Origin of the sequence: Fructobacillus pseudoficulneus, from assembly GCF_900108455.1 — a bacterium.
Classification (GTDB): Bacteria; Bacillota; Bacilli; order Lactobacillales; family Lactobacillaceae; genus Fructobacillus; species Fructobacillus pseudoficulneus.
On record NZ_FNWS01000011.1, the window covers coordinates 1 to 17,897 of the forward strand.

Here is a 17,897-nt window from a genome sequence, read left to right on the forward strand (position 1 = left end):
GAGATGAGATTTCCCATCTAATTAATAGAGTAAGACCCCTCAGAGATGATGAGGTAGATAGGCTAGAAGTGGAAGCGTGGTGACACGTTGAGCGGACTAGTACTAATCGGTCGAGGACTTAACCAAAGAGTCAATGAGTAGCAAGAGGTTGATTTAGAAAAAAGAAGAGTAACGATTATTTAGTTTTGAGTGTAAAAGCTCAAGGTGTCGTGTTGATGGCATAGAGGAACCACCTGTACCCATCTCGAACACAGAAGTTAAGCTCTATAGCGCCGAAAGTAGTTGCCGGAACGCTGGCTGCGAGGATAGGACGACGCGATGCCGTACATATTAATAATGAAAACTTGAAGAGAGTTTTCTGGAGAGGTGTCCGAGTCAGGCTTAAGGAGCACGGTTGGAAACCGTGTAAGCGACGAAAGTTGCTTCGAGGGTTCGAATCCCTTTCTCTCCATATTGGACGATTAGCTCAGCTGGGAGAGCACCTGCCTTACAAGCAGGGGGTCACAGGTTCGATCCCTGTATCGTCCATTTATATTTAACCTCTTTTGGTTTTCAAACATGAGTTACAGTAACTTAGTGAGGTGCAAGTCCTCATCATGTTGTTTCGGCTAAAAGCTGATTGTAATATCTTAGGGATATAGTTTAATGGTAGAATAGCGGTCTCCAAAACCGTTGATGGGGGTTCGATTCCCTCTATCCCTGCCATGGCGGTAGTGGTGAAGTGGTTAACACACTGGTTTGTGGATCCAGCATGCGAGGGTTCGATCCCCTTCTACCGCCCTAATAAAGTAGTTATACTTTATATTGCCCTTGTGGCGGAATTGGCAGACGCGCTGGACTCAAAATCCAGTGGTGGCAACACCGTGTGGGTTCGACTCCCACCGAGGGCATCTCAAAGAAAACCTGGACTTTTGTCCGGGTTTTTTTGTCGAAACAAAAAGGGGTGGACGGCTTGAATTTTAGCCGTTTTTTAGGTATTCTTGATAGTAGTAAACTAGGCTAATTGGGACCTGGTTTGGAGGAAAATTTTGGACCAAGAAGCATTTGAAAAAAGCCTAGCTGACGCGGGTTTGACGCTATCAAGCAAGCAATTAGAACAATTTGAAAAATACTATTCACTCTTGGTGAAAACGAACCAAGAATTTAACTTGACGGCGATTACTGACCACGATGAAGTTTATTTGAAACATTTCTTTGATTCATTAACTTTGGTCCTACATCATCCAGCCCTAAAAGAGGCTGGCGCAAGTTTGATTGATATTGGTTCGGGAGCTGGTTTTCCGGCTTTGCCGTTGAAAATTGCTTTACCAGATTTAAAGGTGACCCTTGTTGATTCCTTGAATAAGCGGGTTAACTTCTTAAAAACGGTTGTTCAAGAACTAGGTTTGGAAAATGTAACGGTCTTGCATGGTCGGGCTGAAGATTTTGGCCAAGATAGTCAAATGCGTGAACACTTTGATTACGCCACGGCACGAGCTGTTGCTAAAACAGCAGTCTTGGCTGAATACACTTTGCCATTTGTCCGCTTAGGTGGGCAGTTGCTCGTGATGAAGGGCTCTGCTGGTGAAGAAGAGTTACAGGCCGGTCAGAAGGCTCTGAAGGTTTTGGGTGGACAGTTAAAAGATAGCTTTAATTTCCAGCTAGCCAATGGTGACCCACGGGTGATTCAAGTCATTGATAAGGTCGAAAAGACACCAAAGAAGTATCCAAGACAGGCTGGGACGCCAAGTAAAAAGCCTTTATAAAATGAAAAGGAGCCAGAGAATGGCAAAGATAATTGCGTTAGCCAACCAAAAGGGTGGGGTTGGTAAAACAACTACAAGCATTAATCTCGGTGCAGCCTTAGCTAAGGCTGGTAAGCGTGTTTTATTGGTGGATGCCGATCCACAAGGAAACGCTACCTCTGGTGTTGGTGTTGATAAATCTGAATTGGAACAAGACATTTACGATGTTTTGATGAATGATGTCCCTGTCAAGGATGCCATTGTTCATGCTGACAACTTAGATATTTTGCCCACAACCATCCAATTGTCAGAAACTGAAGTTCAGTTGGTTGAGGTTGCTGACCGTGAGTACCGCTTAAAGAACGCTTTGGCGGCGGTGACAGAAGACTACGACTATATTTTGATTGATAATCCACCTTCACTTGGGCTATTGACCATTAATTCATTTACGGCTGCTGATGCTGTTTTGATTCCGGTGCAAACAGAATTTTATGCGCTGGAAGGTTTGGGCCAATTGATTAACTCAATCGAGCTCGTTCGCCAAGGTTTGAATCCTGATTTGGAAATGGCTGGTATCTTGCTAACGATGTATGATACGCGGACGAATTTGGCCAAACAGGTATCAGAAGAAGTTCGCAAGTACTTTGAAAATCGGGTCTATCAAACGGTTATTCCGCGGACTGTCCGTTTGTCCGAAGCACCCTCATATGGTCAGGCAATTATTGACTTTGATCCAAAGTCACTAGGAGCTCGAGTTTATACAGAATTTGCCAAGGAGGTAATCGCGCAATATGGTTAATAAAAAAAGTGGTTTAGGTAAAAACATGGATTCGCTTTTTGGCGCTAACCGGATTTCACCAGAAGCTTTGGAACATTCAAAGACTGCTAGTCGAAGTCCTGAAGCCGGTGAAAAGGTTGTCTCATTGCCATTGAGCCAAATTGAGGCGAACCCCTTTCAGCCGCGGTTGCACTTCGATGATGAATCAATCAAAGAATTGGCACAATCAATACAAGAAAACGGCTTGTTGACGCCAATTATCGTTCGCAAGACGGGTTCAAAGTATCAAATTATTGCCGGGGAACGCCGTTTCCGGGCAACTCAATCATTGGCTGCCAAAGAAATTACGGCCATTGTGCGGGCAACCAATGATGATACGATGGCGACGTTGGCTTTGATTGAAAACTTGCAACGTGATAACTTGGATCCGATTGAAGAAGCGCGCGCCTATGCTAATTTGATGGCGCAACTGCAAGTCAATCAGACTCAGTTGGCCGAAAAGTTAGGGAAAGAACGGACGACGATTGCCAATGGCTTGCGTTTGTTGAAGTTACCAAATGCGGTGCAAGACCTAGTACAAAGTGGTGATCTGTCAATGGGACAGGCCCGTGCCTTACTTGGTTTGGAAAAGGAAAGCCAAGTTAACGAGGCGATTCAAACGATTATTAAGGATCAGTTGAATGTTCGCCAGGTTGAAGCCTTGGTGAAGCGGTTGAACGCTGGCGGCCAAAAGCCACAAAAGAAGGCGGAGTCCCCATTTGCTAAGGACTTGGCTAATCGTCTTGAAGATAAATTTGGGACGAAGGTTAAGGTCAACGCCGGTCAAAAGGGCGCTGGTAAAATTGAAATTGCCTACTTGTCTGAACAAGATTTAGCACGCATTCTATCTATCCTATCAATCGAGGTTGACTAATAATGGCTGAAGCAATTCAATATGGTCTGCACGACTTAGTCGAAATGAAGAAGCCACATGCTTGTGGCACAAACGCCTGGGTGATCAACCGCTTGGGGGCCGACATCAAGATTACTTGCTCGAATTGCAATCGAACAATTATGCTGACTCGGTTTAACTTTGAAAAACGTTTAAAGAAAGTCTTGAAAAAATCAGACGAACAGGCTGATTAACCAACAAGATGAAAGGATTTAAAACATGGCTTTAACAGCTGGAATCGTTGGTTTACCTAACGTTGGTAAGTCAACCCTCTTTAATGCAATTACAAAAGCTGGCGCTGAAATGGCCAACTACCCCTTTGCCACGATTGAACCAAACGTGGGGATTGTTGAAGTCCCTGATGACCGTTTGGCTCGAATTCAAGAAATCGAACCAGCCGACAAGGTGATTCCAACAACCTTTGAATTTACGGATATTGCCGGAATTGTGAAGGGTGCTTCGAAGGGTGAAGGACTGGGAAACAAGTTCTTGGAAAACATTCGCCAAGTGAACGCCATTGTTCACGTTGTCCGGGCCTTTGATGACGATGAAATTATTCACGTTAACGGTAAGGTTGACCCATTGGATGATATTGACACGATTAATACCGAATTGGTCTTGGCTGATTTGGAAGCGGTCGACAAGCGTTATGCCAAGGTTGCTCGAGCAGCAAAGGGTTCTGATAAGGCTGCCAAAGCCGAAGCAGCGGTTTTGGAAAAGATTAAGCCAGTGCTTGAAGCCGGTAAGGCCGTTCGCAGTATTGAATTCTCAGACGAAGAACAAAAAGTAGTTAAGAGTTTGTTCTTGTTGACGTCAAAGCCAATCCTTTATGTAGCTAACATTGCTGAAGATGATATGGCTGACCCAACGAATTCTCCTTACTACCAAAAGATTAAGGACTTTGCAGCGACCGAAAATGCCGAGGTAATTGCTTTGTCAGCCAACGCCGAAGAAGAAATCGCTCAGTTGGATGATGACGAGCGCGCCGATTACCTTGAATTGGCCGGTGTGACTGAACCCGGTTTGAACAAGCTTATTCGCTCTGCTTACCATCTTTTAGACTTGCGGACCTTCTTTACTGCTGGTGGTAAGGAAACGCGTGCCTGGACCTTTAAGGCTGGTTTCAAGGCTCCTCAAGCTGCCGGTGTGATTCATTCCGACTTTGAACGCGGCTTTATTCGGGCCGAAACGATTGCCTTTGCTGACTTAGATGAATATGGCTCAGTGAAAGCAGTCAAGGAAGCCGGTAAGCTCCGTTCTGAAGGTAAGGATTACGACGTTCAAGACGGTGATATCATTGAATTCCGCTTTAACGTATAATAACTTTTAAAGACGAAAGATAAAATATGACTCAGTTAGACTCACAATTAAGCAAGAAGAACCAAGATTTTATGTTCCGTTTCCAAAAGGGGATGGCCGAAACGGATAAATTGGATGATGAGCAAAAGCAAGAAATCATTCAAGCTGTTGCTAACCGGCTTTACACGGGACAAAAAGCCGGACAAACGGCTGCTCAAATCTATGGATCGCCTGCAACACTATTACAAAAGTATTTGAATCCTGCTCGCTTGGCAAAGAAGTTCCATGACTATTCATTTACTTTCTTGGCTGCTGATACGGCCTTAGTATTGATTATGTTCTTGTCTGGATTCTTTGCCATTACAATGGGTCTTGGTAAGAGTTCTGCTCAAAGCGAAGGATTGGGCGTTTTGTCCGTCTTGTTGCTATCAATCTGGGGTGGTGTAATTTACACCTTAGCAATGCAGCGCTTAGTACCTAATCCCAAGGCTGAGCAAACAAAAAAGAAGCTGCCAACTTGGTTGCTATTGATTGTTGTGGCCGTGCTTTGGATTGTTGGTTTCTCAGCCTTCTTGCTGATTCCAGCGGCAATCAACCCAACTTTGCCATTGTTTGGTTACGTGGTCATGTTGGCCTTGTCATGGTTGGCTTATTTGCTCAACCGCAAGCACGCCGGTTTCGAACATGGTGGTATTTTGGCTATTTCAAAGTTAGCACAACAGGCTCGTATTGATGCCGAGGCTGCTAAAAAGGAGTAACAGATGAAAATCTTAGTTGTCGATGATGATCAAGAAATCGCTGAATTATTGGAAATTTATTTAAAGAACGAAGGCTATGAACCACTGATTGCATCAGATGGAAAAGAGGCTTTGTCAAAGCTGAATACAAATCCAGATGTTGCCTTGATGGTGTTGGACATCATGATGCCCAACATGTCTGGTTTTGAGGTCTTGAAGGCAGTCCGTAAGGACACCCACATTCCAATTTTGATGTTGTCAGCCAAGTCTTCCGATATGGACAAGATTCAAGGCTTGATTTCTGGTGCCGACGACTATGTGACCAAGCCATTTAACCCACTAGAAGTGATGGCGCGGATTCGTTCACTGTTGCGCCGGTCACAAAACATGGTGCAAGAACAAAAGCCAGATGTCTTGTCAGTGGCCTCTTTGGTTATCAACAAAGATTCACATGAAGTTAAGACGGCCAATGGCGATTTGGTCAACTTAACGGCGCTTGAATTTGGCATTTTGTATTTGTTAGCTTCACATCCGAACCGGGTCTTTTCCGCGGATGATATTTTTGAACGCGTTTGGCAGCAGGAATCTGTTGTGTCCGCTAAGACGGTCATGGTCCACGTGTCGCATTTGCGTGACAAGTTGGAAGAGGCCACCCAGGGTGACCAAGTTATTCAAACCGTCTGGGGCGTTGGTTACAAGATTGAAGTGAGTTAAGTATGGTCAAGAAAAGTACAATACTGATTCAAACAGTTTTGTCTTTTATCTTAGGTGTCGCTGTGTCGTTCAGCTTGGCCTGGGCGTTGGTCTTTGACCTATTAAAAGACAAAGTTGATTGGTCAGCTAAGGTTAGCTGGCCTTTTTTTTACTTGGTCTGGGCACTAATTAGCCTTGGCTGGTTAATCCACGTTTGGAAGCGGAGCCGGGAACGGTTGATTTTTGTTCAATTATCGGAACGCTTAATTCAAATTGCTGACCAAGAAAAACAAAATAATCAGAGCAAGGGCCACTTGCACCAATTACCCACCTATGGCAACCAGGCCCGGCAGTTAACTGCCTTGATTGACCAAGTGGTTAGTCAATTTAATCGGTCGCGGGAAGAACAGTTGATGGTTGAGCAGTCCAAGGATGAGATGATGACCAACATCTCACACGATTTACGGACACCATTGACGGCAATTATCGGTTACTTAGGTTTGGTTGTAAATACCACCTCACCGATGACCGAACAGGATCGGGCTAAATATTTGGAAACGGCCTATCATAAGTCCAATCAAATGAAGACTTTGGTCGAAGACCTGTTTGAGTTTGCGAAGTTGCAGTCAACTTCCATTTCGCTCAATATTACCGATTTCTCTTTGGGTGATTTATTTGACCAAGTTTTGGCGAACTACGTGATGGAGGCCGAAAATCGGCAATTGCGTTTTGCCACGAACCTTGACCCACGCCTGATTGTGATGGCGGGGGATTCGGATAAACTGGCCCGAGCATTAATCAATTTAGTTGAAAATGCTTTGAAATATGGGCAGGGAGCCAGCTTTATTAAGCTCACCGGGCAAATGAAGGAACAAGACCAGGTTGAGATTCGCGTTATTAACGATGGACCAGCCATTCCGTCGAGTTCGGCCAAACATATTTTTGAACGTTTTTATCGCGTTGAAGAATCACGCAATAGTAAAACCGGTGGTACCGGTCTTGGTCTGGCAATCGTCAAGGGGATTGTCGACCAGCACCATGGTCAAGTGCGAGTGGAGTCAGACGATGACTTAACGGCATTCGTTTTGACCCTGCCCTTGAAGCAAGTGAAAGAAGAACAAGAAAATGAACAATGAGCAAAACTACCGGTTACAGGCCGTTAATAAGCCCAAAAAACGTGGACGTTTTTGGCTTTTAATCCTTTTGATTGCGGCCATTATCATTGGTGTCGGTGCATTTTTTACGGTGCGGGACTTTCCTGATGCTGTTAAACCAGTCAATCAGGCGACAAAGGACCAACCCGTCTCTTTAAAGGTCGATGCTGATTCAGCCGTAGTTGCTGATTTGACTACTGGTCAAGTGCTGGGACAAAAGAACCCCAACACCCAAACGGCCATCGCTTCCGAAAGTAAGCTTTTGGTGGCCTATGGGGTCTTAAAGGCGATTGAAAACCATCAAATGAATTGGACCGACCAAGTGACGATACCGGCCGCGGCTGATTTGTCGTCACAAAATGCCGATGTGATTTCACATTTGAATGTGAAGACCGGTGACAAGGTTTCTGTCCGTGACTTGTATTGGTCAATGTTCACTAATTCCGCAAATGATGCCGCCTGGTCATTGACTGCGGCGTTGACAAAGCCGGGTAAGACGAGCCAGGAAACCTTGCAGGGATTGGCTAGCGAATTGCACCTGAAGGGTTCTGCTTGGTATAACGGGGCGGGCCTAAAGAATGGGGACGCACTGGGCAACCAGGTTAGCTCGGCTTCGGATTCAGCTGCAAACCACGCTTCTGCTTTGCAAATTGCCGAATTGGGTGCCAAGGTGATGAACATGGACCCAACCTTAAAGACACTAACGGCAAATCCAACCATTACCTACACCAAGAATAAGACGGTTAAGGTAACGGAAACTTCTGAATTTGGTCAAAAGTTTGCAAACATCATCAAGGGCTTAGACAACCCGAATAACCTACAAATTTTGGGACTTAAGACCGGTTCGACACCGGAAGCCGGTGCTTGCTTTACTGGTTATGTGGTTGACCAACAGGGTCATGAATTCATTACGGTGATTAATAACGCCGCTGATTATACCGATAACAAGGAACGTTTCCAAAAGACCATCGATATGGTCAACGAGGTCCTAGCTAAGAAAACTCCTCACAGCTTTAGTGTTGGCTCACAAATTAAGAACCATAAGACAATTGGTGTGGCCAAGGAAAAAACTAAGATTGATGTCCAGGTTGCCGATAATAAGACTTATTGGACAAACAATAAGAAAATTTTGAAGGTTAAGGATTTGTCTGATTTGGAGTCTCGTCCAAGCGATGACAATAGCGATGTCTTGGCCTATGCCGAACCGGATATGCGGGCAACTTATTTGCCTGGTTATAGTCAGCAGCAAAAGTCAATTCCATTGAGTCGCTATAAGATTTCGGACAAGAAATAAATAAAAAAACCGGGCCCTTTCATTGATATTTATTTGGAAAAAGGTGCTATAATAAAAATGTGAAAGCGTTTACTTTCCGATAGAAAGGGGTATTCTCATGGCAGCAATCAAATTTGATTCAAGTGGTCTAAAGAACTTTGTCAAAGACAATGAACTTGACGAAATCAAAGATCAGGTCCGTTTTGCCCACCAAACCTTGGTGCAAAAAAGCGGTGCTGGTGCTGATTTCACGGACTGGGTCAACTGGGCATCTATCCAAACCGAAGCGACTTTGGCACCAATTCACCAAGCGGCAGAAAAAATCCAAGCAAATTCAAAGGTACTGGTTGTTATCGGTATCGGTGGCTCTTACTTGGGTGCGCGCATGGCGATTGATTTTGTGAAGTCACCTTGGCACAACGAACTCGTGGCTGGCAAGGCCGTTAAGGTTTACTTTGCCGGAAATGCCATGTCACCAATGGCATTGGACCAATTGGACCAAGTCATCGGCGATCAAGACTTCTCGGTTAACGTGATTTCAAAGTCTGGAACAACGACTGAACCAGCTGTTGCTTTCCGTTTCTTTAAGCAACGGTTGGTGGCTAAGTATGGTGAAGAAGGCGCTAAGGAACGAATTGTAGCGACGACTGATGCCAAGCGCGGTGCTTTGAAGAGCGAAGCCGAAGCAGAAGGTTACCAAACTTTGACCATTCCTGATGGAATTGGTGGCCGCTTCTCTGTTTTGTCAGCAGTTGGTCTATTGCCAATGGCTGCTGCCGGCATTGATATCGATCAGGTCTTGGCTGCGGCAGCAACTGCAGAAAAGACTTATAGCAGCGACGACTTGTATGAGAACCCTGCACTGGCCTATGCCGCTTACCGTCGAATTTTGTACGATAAGGGTTATACCACCGAAATTTTGGCTAATTGGGAACCATCATTGCAATACCTATCAGAATGGTGGAAGCAGTTGATGGGAGAATCAGAAGGAAAGAACCAAAAGGGTATCTATCCTTCATCTGCCAACTATTCAACTGACTTGCACTCGTTGGGTCAGTATATCCAAGAAGGACGCCGCGACCTCTTTGAAACGGTGGTTCGAGTCGACCATTCAAAGCATGATTTGACGATTCCAAAGACGGGTAGCAACGAAGATGGTTTGCTTTATTTGGAAGGTAAGTCATTGGAAGAAGTTAACAAGACAGCCGCTACCGGTGTTGTCTTAGCTCACGTTGATGGTGGCGTGCCCAATTTGGCCGTCCACGTTGACCGCCAAGATGAAGCGGGTTTGGGTGAATTGATTTACTTCTTTGAAATGGCCGTTGGTGTTTCTGGTTATCTCTTTAACATCAATCCATTCAACCAACCCGGTGTTGAAGCCTACAAGACGGCGATGTTCGCCCTTTTGGACAAGCCAGGTTATGAAGAACAAAGCAAGGTTTATCACGAACGCTTAAACGATTAAATTTGTCGATAAAATAAAAAAGCTAGCAAACGCTGTTAAAACGTTTGCTAGCTTTTTAATTTGCGAAAAATTGTTGAACAGCTTCGACGGTTTTGTCTGAACCAACAAAGTAAATGGTATCACCGGCCGAAATGTTAGCATAAGGGCCGGGTGACAAGACAATCTCATCCTCATGAAGAATGGCGATGATGGTGGCACCGGTATTATGCCAGAAGTTGAGTGTCCCGATTGATTGGTTCAACTTTGGTGAATTTGCTTCGGGAACAAATTCATAAGGTGACATCGGATTGTTTTTCCGCACGCGCTGGGTTTGGTCCAGCAAAAGCGAGAAGGCTTCTTCTAAGTTACCGAGATCTTCTTTTTGTTTGGCAATCAGTGATTTAATTTCACCATGCGTCGTTTGAAGGTCGCGACTCTCCTTGGCTTGGTCCAAAAACTCTTTGGCCTTTTCGCGGGAGAGAACTTCCACGCCTGATCCATGAACGGGTTTAACAATGTCAAGGTCAGCTAAGACAGAAATGGCCTTGCGGGCGGTTTCGGCAGAAACCCCAAAGGTCGCCGCAAGGGTTGAGCGGGCGTGAAGCTTTTCGCCGACGACAAACTGCTTATTAACAATGTGTTCGGCGATTTCTTGAGCAATTTTATGATAACGTGGTTCTTTAACTTTCGGCATAACCGTGTCCTTTGACAAATAGTGAAAAAATATTCTAATTTGACTTAAGTGACCATTAGTGTATGATAATAGGGTGGTCACTATTAACCATCGGATATTTTGTTACGGTGGTCACTTTATCTAGTGTATTTTAAATACGCTAGATAGTCAACTAATAGGAGGGGTTATGCCAAAAGTTCAGATTAAGCATTTGACCAAGATTTTCGGTAAGCGGCAAAAAGCTGCTCTGAAGATGGTTAAAGAAAACAAATCTAAGAACGAAATCTTTGAGAAAACTGGCTCAACGGTTGGTGTTTATGACATTAACCTAGAAGTCAATGAGGGTGAAATTTTCGTGATTATGGGTCTGTCAGGATCTGGTAAATCAACGTTGATTCGCCTATTGAACCGGCTCATTGAGCCAACCAGTGGTGAAATTATCTTAGACGGTAAGAACATCACCCACTACAACAAGAAGGAAATGTTAGACATTCGTCGGCAGAAGATGTCGATGGTCTTTCAAAACTTTGCCTTGTTCCCACACCGGACGATTTTGGAAAACACTGAATTCGGTTTGGAAATTCAAGGGGTGCCAGCGGCAGAACGCCGGCAACGAGCCGAAAAGGCTTTGGAAAATTCACAACTTTTGTCCTTTAAGGACCAGTACCCATCCCAGCTTTCTGGGGGGATGCAACAACGAGTTGGTTTGTCACGGGCATTAACGAATGACCCTGATATCCTGCTGATGGATGAAGCGTTCTCAGCTTTGGATCCATTGGTCCGTCACGAAATGCAAGACGAATTGCTCGACTTGCAGGCCAACGTGAAAAAGACCATCATCTTTATTACCCACGACTTGAACGAAGCTTTGCGTCTGGGTGACCGGATTGCCATTATGAAAGATGGTCAGTTACAACAAATTGGTACCGGGGAAGAAATTTTGACGAACCCAGCCAATGGCTATGTTGAAAACTTCGTCGAAGATGTTGATCGTTCGAAGGTCCTGAATGCCGAAACCATCATGATTCCTGGCTTCACCATTAACGCCGACACGGATGGTCCAAATGTGGCCTTGCACCGGATGTCTGAAGAAGAAGTTTCTGGTTTGGTGGCAGTTGATGCCAACCGTAAGTTTGCTGGCTATATTACCTCGGATGCGGCAGTTGCTGCTCGACGTGAAAAGAAAAACCTGCGTGATGTTTTGACAGAAATGCCAACGGTCACACCAGATACTTTGGTCGCCGACATCATGCCAATTATTTATGACGCTCACACACCTGTTGCGGTCGTTGATGAAAATCAAAAGTTACACGGTATCATCATTCGTGGTGCTGTGATTGAAGCACTAGCCCAAACGGAAGGAGACAACAATGATTAATTTATTATCAATTGCTAAACTCCCATTAGATAGCTGGGTAACGGATGGGGTCAACTGGTTGACTAAGAACTTGTCAGGCTTGTTCAACGCTATTCAGACAGGTGGATCAAACACCATGGATGCCGTCACCAACTTTTTGACGGCCATCCCAATGCCTATCTTTATTATTACCTTAGCCTTGATTTCTTGGCTGTTGACGCCAAAGAAGTATGGTCAACCAATCTTTATTTTGCTTGGTTTGGCTTTGATTGCGAACCAGGGGCTTTGGTCAGATTTGATGCAAACACTGACCTTGGTCTTGGTGGCATCAGTGATTTCTCTGGTGATTGGAATTCCTTTGGGAATCTGGTCATCAAAGTCACCAAAGGCCTACGCTGTGATTAAGCCCATCTTGGACTTTATGCAGACCATGCCTGCCTTTGTTTATTTGATTCCTGCCGTTGCCTTCTTTGGTATCGGTGTTGTGCCAGGGGCCTTTGCCTCAATTATCTTCGCTTTGCCACCAGTCGTGAACTTTACTTACCTTGGCTTGCAGCAAGTGCCAACTTCATTGGTTGAAGCTGCTGATTCATTTGGAGCAACGACTTGGCAGAAGTTGTTCAAGCTGGAATTGCCAAATGCGAAGAACACGATTATTGCTGGTTCAAAGCAAACAATTATGTTGGCCTTGTCAATGGTTGTGACGGCTTCCATGATTGGTGCACCAGGACTTGGTCGTGGTGTCTTGTCAGCCGTCCAACACGCTGATGTTGGTGCTGGTTTCGTTAGTGGAATTGCCTTGGTTATCTTGGCGATTATCGTTGACCGTTTTGTGCAACGTTTGAACACGGAACCAGTTTCTGCACCAAAGTTGCCTAAGTGGCGCAAGCTCACAACTTGGGCAATGTTAGCCATCTTGTTGATTTCTGGTGTGGTTGGTTCAATCACTGCTACTCAGTCATCTGGTAAGAAGGTTACCCTTGGTTACGTTGAGTGGGATTCCGAAGTGGCTTCTACTAACGTTTTGGCCGAGGCAATGCGCCAGCACGGTTATAACGTGACGATTACGCCATTGGATAACGCCGTGAACTGGCAATCCGTTGCCAACAAGCAGGTAGATGGAACTGTTTCTGCCTGGTTGCCAAATACGCACAAGGACTTGTACGCTAAGTACAAGAATGATGTCGATTTGCTTGGTCCTAATTTGAAGGGTGTCAAACTTGGCTTCGTTGTGCCGGACTATATGGACGTCAACTCAATTGCCGACTTGACGAACCAGGCCAACAAGACGATTACTGGTATCGAACCTGGTGCCGGTGAAATGAAGTTGGCTGCCAATACTTTGAAGGCCTATCCAAACTTGTCAGGCTGGAACTTGCAAGAGTCATCTTCAGGTGCTATGACGACGGCTTTGGACAAGGCTTACAAGGCAAAGCAACCAATTATCGTGACTGGTTGGTCACCACACTGGATGTTTAACAAGTACAAGTTGAAGTATTTGGCCGATCCAAAGGGAACAATGGGTGGACAAGAATCAATTAACACCGTTGTTCGGAAGAACTTGAAGCAAACAAGCCCTGATGTCTACAAGGTCATGAAGAAGTTCCACTGGACTCAAAGTGATATGCAGACTGTGATGCTTGATATCCAAAACGGTAAGACGCCAACTAAGGCTGCTGACGACTGGATTAGCTCACATAAGTCACAGGTTAATGCTTGGTTTAAGTAAGATTAATTAATAACGCTTTGTTCGCTAATGATTAGTGGATAAAGAAAAGGCCCCATCATGGCGATGGGGCCTTTTTTGTTGGTCTTAATCGAACGCCTTAGTTGCGCTTGAAGGAGCGCATCAATTGTTTTAGAACGTTTTCATCCGAGTAGGATAGGACGTTTTTGGCGTAAAGCTTTTGGCCGAACCAACCAAGGGCGAGTAGCGCCAGCACTGAAATCAATAGTGACAAGATGGCTTGCCACCAATTAGCGTACTGGTTGGCTAAGAGGCTGGGCATGGTTGACTGGGACATGAAGGGAATGTAGGCGAAGATTCTTACCAGAAGGTTGTTGCCACCATTTGAAGCGGAGGCTAAGCCAACGATGTAGGGCATCATGGCCAGAGTGGTCACCGGTACCATTGCCTGGGAAACCTGCGAAATATCGTTCACCAATGACGCAGCGATGGCTGCTAGCACTAGGTAAAGGGCGGTGGCCACAATCACAAAGATAAGGGTGTACAGGATAAAGGCGGGTGTCAAGGCTGACAAGTAGGACAAGCCCTGGTTAATTACCTCGATTTTTTTACCAAAGAGGTTGGCGGCAGCCCCTAAAACGACGTAGGCCACGAGCTGGCTGGCTAGAAGGGCAGTCACACCCAGCAGCTTACCAAAGTACTGTGCTTGAGCCGAAGAGGCTGCTAGCAGGGTTTCCATAATGCGGGAAGACTTTTCGTTAGCAATCTCATTACCAATCAGTGAGGCGTAAGTTGAAACAATCACCAAGACGATAATCGTGACGGCCACGGCAATGATTGATTTGGCGGCCTCAACATTGTCGGCGTTAGCCTGACTCTTTTGATTTTGTACTTCGGTCTTCAGGGCAAATGGAGATAGCAAGGTCTGAGCTTGTTGGTTATCCAAGCCGTAGTCTTTGGCCCTGGTGATTAGGGCAATTTTACCTAAGACTGCCTGCAATTTGTCCTTATCGATTTTTGGTGCTTTGGGTTGAGTAACCAGAGTGCCCTGGTTACTGTCCAAGGTTAAGATACCATCGATTTTGTTTGCCTTTAGCGCCGTTTTGGCCGCCTGGTCATCGCTGATATTTGAAATTTTAAGGTCTAATTGATCGGCCGCATTGGCTAAGATTTGCCGGCTGCTTGATGGCCCTACCACTGCAATCTTGGCTTCCTGCTGTGAAGAAAAGTGAGCAATGCCGTAACCGAGCAAAGCCGCTGCGGCAATTAAAATAATCGGGGAAAAGACCATCCACCAAAAGGACTTTTTCTTGAGTCGAGTTAGGTAGGTGTGTTTAGCAACTAGTAAAGTTGGATTAGTCATTGGTGCTGACCTCCGTTTTGAAAATTTCGGCAAGGGTTGGTGGTTGCTGTGAAAAGGCGGGGATGTAGCCGTTGGCGGTTACCTTATCAAAGATGGCGTGACCAGCTTCCTCGTTGGTCAGTTTCAGCAGGAAACCACCGTCTTGCTTCGTAACGGAAGTGACGCCGGCCATGGCAGCAAGGTCTGCTTGATTAAATTCATCAGTTTCCAAGTAGAGCCGGGTGCGGCCAAATGATTCCCGAATGGCTTGGACGGGACCCTGTAAAACGGTCTTACCCTTTTTTAACATCAGAAGCTGGTCAGAAATTTGGTTGACGTTATCCATGTTGTGCGATGAAAAGATAATCATGGCACCACGGTCTTTTAACCGTTTAATCTCATCCATAAAGATGCCAGCATTGACGGGGTCTAGCCCTGAAAAGGGCTCATCCAAGATGACGAAGTCGGGATCAAAAATTAGGGCCATAATCATTTGAATCTTCTGAGCATTTCCCTTGGATAATGTTTGCACCAAGTCGCCAGGATTACCAACGACTTGAAGCCGGTCCATCCAGTCTTTTAGGGTAGCTTTGGCAGCGGATTTTTCCATGCCGTGGAGCTGGGCGAGGTAGACAACTTGCTCCTCGATGGTTTGCTTTTGATAAAGGCCACGTTCTTCGGGGAGGAAGCCAATCAAACGGCGCTTGTGGGCATCAATCGGCTGGTTATCCCAGCTGATGGTCCCTTTGTCTGCCTCGATAAAGTTCAAAATCATGCGAAAGGTCGTGGTTTTACCGGCCCCGTTTTGCCCAATTAGGCCGAGGACTTCGCCGGGCTTCAGAGTAACCGAGAGGTCGGAAACGGCTCGATGGTCACCAAAGGACTTGGATAGGTGTGAAAGGGTAATCATAGTTGACTCCTATTAACTGATTCATAGTTGTTGATTGCTCAGAGGGACTCGAACCCTTGAACTATCAGCAGTATTATTTCTATTATCCCATAACAGTGGCTGAGGTTCGAATTTTAGTGGTTGTCCCTTGTTAACTAACGAGACCCTGGCAAATGGGGATGGGATAGTTGGTGATTAGATGGGACTGCTTTGTAAAATTTAATTGACTGAGGGGCAATAATCTAGTAAACTATTTAAGTATTGTTGACCATGGCCCCATGGTCAAGTGGTTAAGACGTCGCGTTCTCAGCGCGGAATCGAGGGTTCGACTCCCTCTGGGGCTATTTAGGGAATCAGGAGACGTCAAGAGGCGTCAAAAACCCCAATCCTAAGCTATTTTTATTTTTTGAACGTCACTGAACGTCACTGGAAATCAACAAAAGTAGCGGAAAAAGTAGCGGATAAAATAAAGGTTGCACCCCAGCAATGTAACGGCTTTTATAGCCGTTTTTATTTTGCCTAAATAGCAGAAAAGTAGCGGGAAAAGACTGATAAAAGCGGATAAATTGTTATTAAAGCGATAAAGTACCAGATCAGTACCGCAGATAATGAACAACAACACGGCTTAAAACTGTAGCAGAAAAGTAGCGGATATTTTTATATTGTCCAGTAGTGGACAACTAACAACCGTACCTTGAGGTACGCCTGTTATACTTGGGCGTGGATACATCCACACCCTGAACCTCCGTACCTAAAAGTACGCTGGTGCCCTGTTTTAGGGCGTCAGGTCTTCCTGTATAATTGTCTTAAAAGAACTTGTGGGGGAATTACATGAAGCAAAAAAATATAATTAAGAACTATTTTACAGGGCATGTTGATTGGGAAATAGCCGGTTATGAATATTTAAAGCAAGATGGTAATGGACGTTTTATCAATCCTGACGATGAAGAGTGTTATAATTTTTTGTTAGAAGTAAAAAAAGCGTTTGATAACTATACCGACACGTTACCGCCTGAAATTATTGAGATGGAAATTGTCCATCACAAGAACAAAAAACCATTTGGCGAATATTTCAACATAATAGCTCCCGCTGCCGTTATAAAAAGAGTCAACAACAATCTGAACAGGGTATCCAAGTCCATAGAACAGCCGGAACGTATTAAACAGATTAGCTAAAACAACATATTTTATAGATGAGCCATATAAAGCCCGTGGAGGCTTTTTTTGTTTGTTCTAGTATGATTAGACATTAAGAGTTAGAAAGTCTTTATTAGGTTCAAAATATAGCTCATGTGAAAGGGTCTAATGAGTAGGTGTTTTATTTGTTAAGATTAGTAAAATGCTATTGCTTTGATATTTTGAAAACTATACGATTAGCTAAGCCAATAGGAAGCTAGGAGTGTAAAAATGGACAATACACCAGTAATAAGATTTAAAGGATTTACTGATGCTTGGGAACAGCGTAAGTTTGACTCTTTAGTAAAACGAGTTGCTAAAACTAGTGAAGAAAATTTGCCGTCCGTAGAATATGATGATGTTATTTCTGGATATGGTAAATTAAATAAAAATGTAGCCCTTAAAGAAAATAATCGAAAAGGAATTTTATTCCAGGAAGACGATATTTTATTTGGCAAACTTCGGCCATACCTCAAAAATTGGCTTATAGCTAATTTTAAAGGCATTGCTATTGGTGATTGGTGGGTATTTCGTTCAAACATTAATAGCCAATTTACTTATACATTGATACAAACTAAGCAATATGAAACAATTTCTAATTTATCCACGGGCACAAAAATGCCTCGTTCAGATTGGAAGATAGTAGCTAATTCAGAATTCAGAGTTCCAATTAGTAATGTAGAACAAGCTAAAGTTGGAACACTATTCAAGAAATTAGACAACCTCATCACCCTTCATCA

General features: G+C 44.6%; 16 protein-coding genes, 6 tRNA genes, 2 rRNA genes and 1 pseudogene. 22 read left to right on the forward strand and 3 right to left on the reverse strand.

The features are described 5' to 3' along the window. The 17 genes from BLW39_RS06740 to BLW39_RS06820 form a co-directional block, all read left to right on the forward strand. Positions 1-126 (forward strand): 23S ribosomal RNA (locus BLW39_RS06740); the annotation flags it as partial. 79 nt (positions 127-205) lie between these two features. Further along, positions 206-322: ribosomal RNA gene (gene rrf / locus BLW39_RS06745) — 5S ribosomal RNA — on the forward strand. Between the two features lie 38 nt (positions 323-360). Continuing rightward, positions 361-451 (forward strand) — tRNA-Ser (locus BLW39_RS06750). 4 nt (positions 452-455) lie between these two features. After that, positions 456-528, forward strand: a tRNA-Val gene (locus BLW39_RS06755). A gap of 103 nt (positions 529-631) precedes the next feature. Continuing rightward, positions 632-705, forward strand: a tRNA-Trp gene (locus tag BLW39_RS06760). A gap of 2 nt (positions 706-707) precedes the next feature. Further along, positions 708-780, forward strand: a tRNA-His gene (locus tag BLW39_RS06765). Between the two features lie 26 nt (positions 781-806). After that, positions 807-890 (forward strand) — tRNA-Leu (locus BLW39_RS06770). Between the two features lie 138 nt (positions 891-1,028). Then, complete coding sequence (gene rsmG, locus BLW39_RS06775) at positions 1,029-1,745, forward strand: 16S rRNA (guanine(527)-N(7))-methyltransferase RsmG (RefSeq protein ID WP_059376653.1); 717 nt, start codon at positions 1,029-1,031, stop codon at positions 1,743-1,745. Between the two features lie 19 nt (positions 1,746-1,764). Next, positions 1,765-2,523, forward strand: a complete 759-nt coding sequence (locus tag BLW39_RS06780) for a ParA family protein (protein ID WP_059376649.1) — start codon at positions 1,765-1,767, stop codon at positions 2,521-2,523. Then, a complete protein-coding gene (locus BLW39_RS06785) occupies positions 2,516-3,415 on the forward strand; it encodes a ParB/RepB/Spo0J family partition protein (protein WP_059376645.1) in 900 nt (299 codons plus the stop codon). Before BLW39_RS06780 ends, BLW39_RS06785 begins: the two co-directional genes overlap by 8 nt. A 2-nt stretch (positions 3,416-3,417) precedes the next feature. Beyond that, complete coding sequence (locus BLW39_RS06790) at positions 3,418-3,627, forward strand: DUF951 domain-containing protein (RefSeq protein WP_059376643.1); 210 nt, start codon at positions 3,418-3,420, stop codon at positions 3,625-3,627. 25 nt (positions 3,628-3,652) lie between these two features. Further along, positions 3,653-4,753 carry a redox-regulated ATPase YchF gene (ychF, locus tag BLW39_RS06795; protein ID WP_059376640.1) on the forward strand — a complete coding sequence of 367 codons (1,101 nt, stop codon included), beginning with the start codon at positions 3,653-3,655 and terminating at the stop codon, positions 4,751-4,753. A 26-nt stretch (positions 4,754-4,779) separates the two neighbouring features. Beyond that, complete coding sequence (locus BLW39_RS06800) at positions 4,780-5,490, forward strand: DUF1129 family protein (protein WP_059376636.1); 711 nt, start codon at positions 4,780-4,782, stop codon at positions 5,488-5,490. 3 nt (positions 5,491-5,493) lie between these two features. Beyond that, positions 5,494-6,183 carry a response regulator transcription factor gene (locus tag BLW39_RS06805; protein ID WP_059376633.1) on the forward strand — a complete coding sequence of 230 codons (690 nt, stop codon included), beginning with the start codon at positions 5,494-5,496 and terminating at the stop codon, positions 6,181-6,183. 2 nt (positions 6,184-6,185) lie between these two features. Then, positions 6,186-7,298: a sensor histidine kinase gene (locus BLW39_RS06810; RefSeq protein ID WP_074717882.1), complete on the forward strand. Its 1,113-nt coding sequence runs from the start codon at positions 6,186-6,188 to the stop codon at positions 7,296-7,298. Continuing rightward, positions 7,288-8,610, forward strand: a complete 1,323-nt coding sequence (locus BLW39_RS06815; RefSeq protein WP_059376628.1) for a D-alanyl-D-alanine carboxypeptidase family protein — start codon at positions 7,288-7,290, stop codon at positions 8,608-8,610. The genes BLW39_RS06810 and BLW39_RS06815 overlap by 11 nt, the downstream gene beginning before the upstream one ends. Before the next feature lie 97 nt (positions 8,611-8,707). After that, on the forward strand, positions 8,708-10,054 hold the full coding sequence (locus tag BLW39_RS06820; RefSeq protein WP_059376624.1) for a glucose-6-phosphate isomerase: 1,347 nt from the start codon (positions 8,708-8,710) through the stop codon (positions 10,052-10,054). Positions 10,055-10,109: 55 nt separating this feature from the next. Here BLW39_RS06820 and BLW39_RS06825 read toward each other — a convergent pair whose 3' ends face one another. Then, entirely contained in the window at positions 10,110-10,727 is a 618-nt protein-coding gene (locus BLW39_RS06825; protein WP_059376621.1) for a GntR family transcriptional regulator, read from the reverse strand. Positions 10,728-10,893: 166 nt separating this feature from the next. On the opposite strand from BLW39_RS06825, the gene BLW39_RS06830 reads away from it, so the two are divergent. After that, positions 10,894-12,084, forward strand: coding sequence for a quaternary amine ABC transporter ATP-binding protein (locus BLW39_RS06830; protein WP_059376618.1), 1,191 nt, complete (start codon positions 10,894-10,896; stop codon positions 12,082-12,084). Beyond that, positions 12,077-13,792, forward strand: a complete 1,716-nt coding sequence (locus tag BLW39_RS06835; RefSeq protein WP_059376614.1) for an ABC transporter permease/substrate binding protein — start codon at positions 12,077-12,079, stop codon at positions 13,790-13,792. The genes BLW39_RS06830 and BLW39_RS06835 overlap by 8 nt, the downstream gene beginning before the upstream one ends. Before the next feature lie 97 nt (positions 13,793-13,889). Here BLW39_RS06835 and BLW39_RS06840 read toward each other — a convergent pair whose 3' ends face one another. Together BLW39_RS06840 and BLW39_RS06845 are read right to left on the reverse strand one after the other, a co-directional pair. After that, a complete protein-coding gene (locus tag BLW39_RS06840; RefSeq protein ID WP_059376605.1) occupies positions 13,890-15,113 on the reverse strand; it encodes an ABC transporter permease in 1,224 nt (407 codons plus the stop codon). Next, positions 15,106-16,002 (reverse strand): ABC transporter ATP-binding protein, encoded by an 897-nt coding sequence (locus BLW39_RS06845; protein WP_059376597.1) that lies wholly within the window; start codon positions 16,000-16,002, stop codon positions 15,106-15,108. The genes BLW39_RS06840 and BLW39_RS06845 overlap by 8 nt, the downstream gene beginning before the upstream one ends. 251 nt (positions 16,003-16,253) lie before the next feature. Between BLW39_RS06845 and BLW39_RS06850 the strand changes: the two genes are divergently transcribed. The 3 genes and pseudogenes from BLW39_RS06850 to BLW39_RS06860 all read left to right on the forward strand — a co-directional run. After that, positions 16,254-16,325: transfer RNA gene (locus BLW39_RS06850), tRNA-Glu, on the forward strand. 487 nt (positions 16,326-16,812) lie between these two features. After that, the gene (locus BLW39_RS06855; RefSeq protein WP_059376594.1) at positions 16,813-17,157 is read left to right on the forward strand and encodes a hypothetical protein; all 345 of its coding nucleotides are present in this window, start codon (positions 16,813-16,815) and stop codon (positions 17,155-17,157) included. Between the two features lie 231 nt (positions 17,158-17,388). Then, positions 17,389-17,897 (forward strand): annotated as a pseudogene (locus BLW39_RS06860) (restriction endonuclease subunit S); the annotation flags it as partial.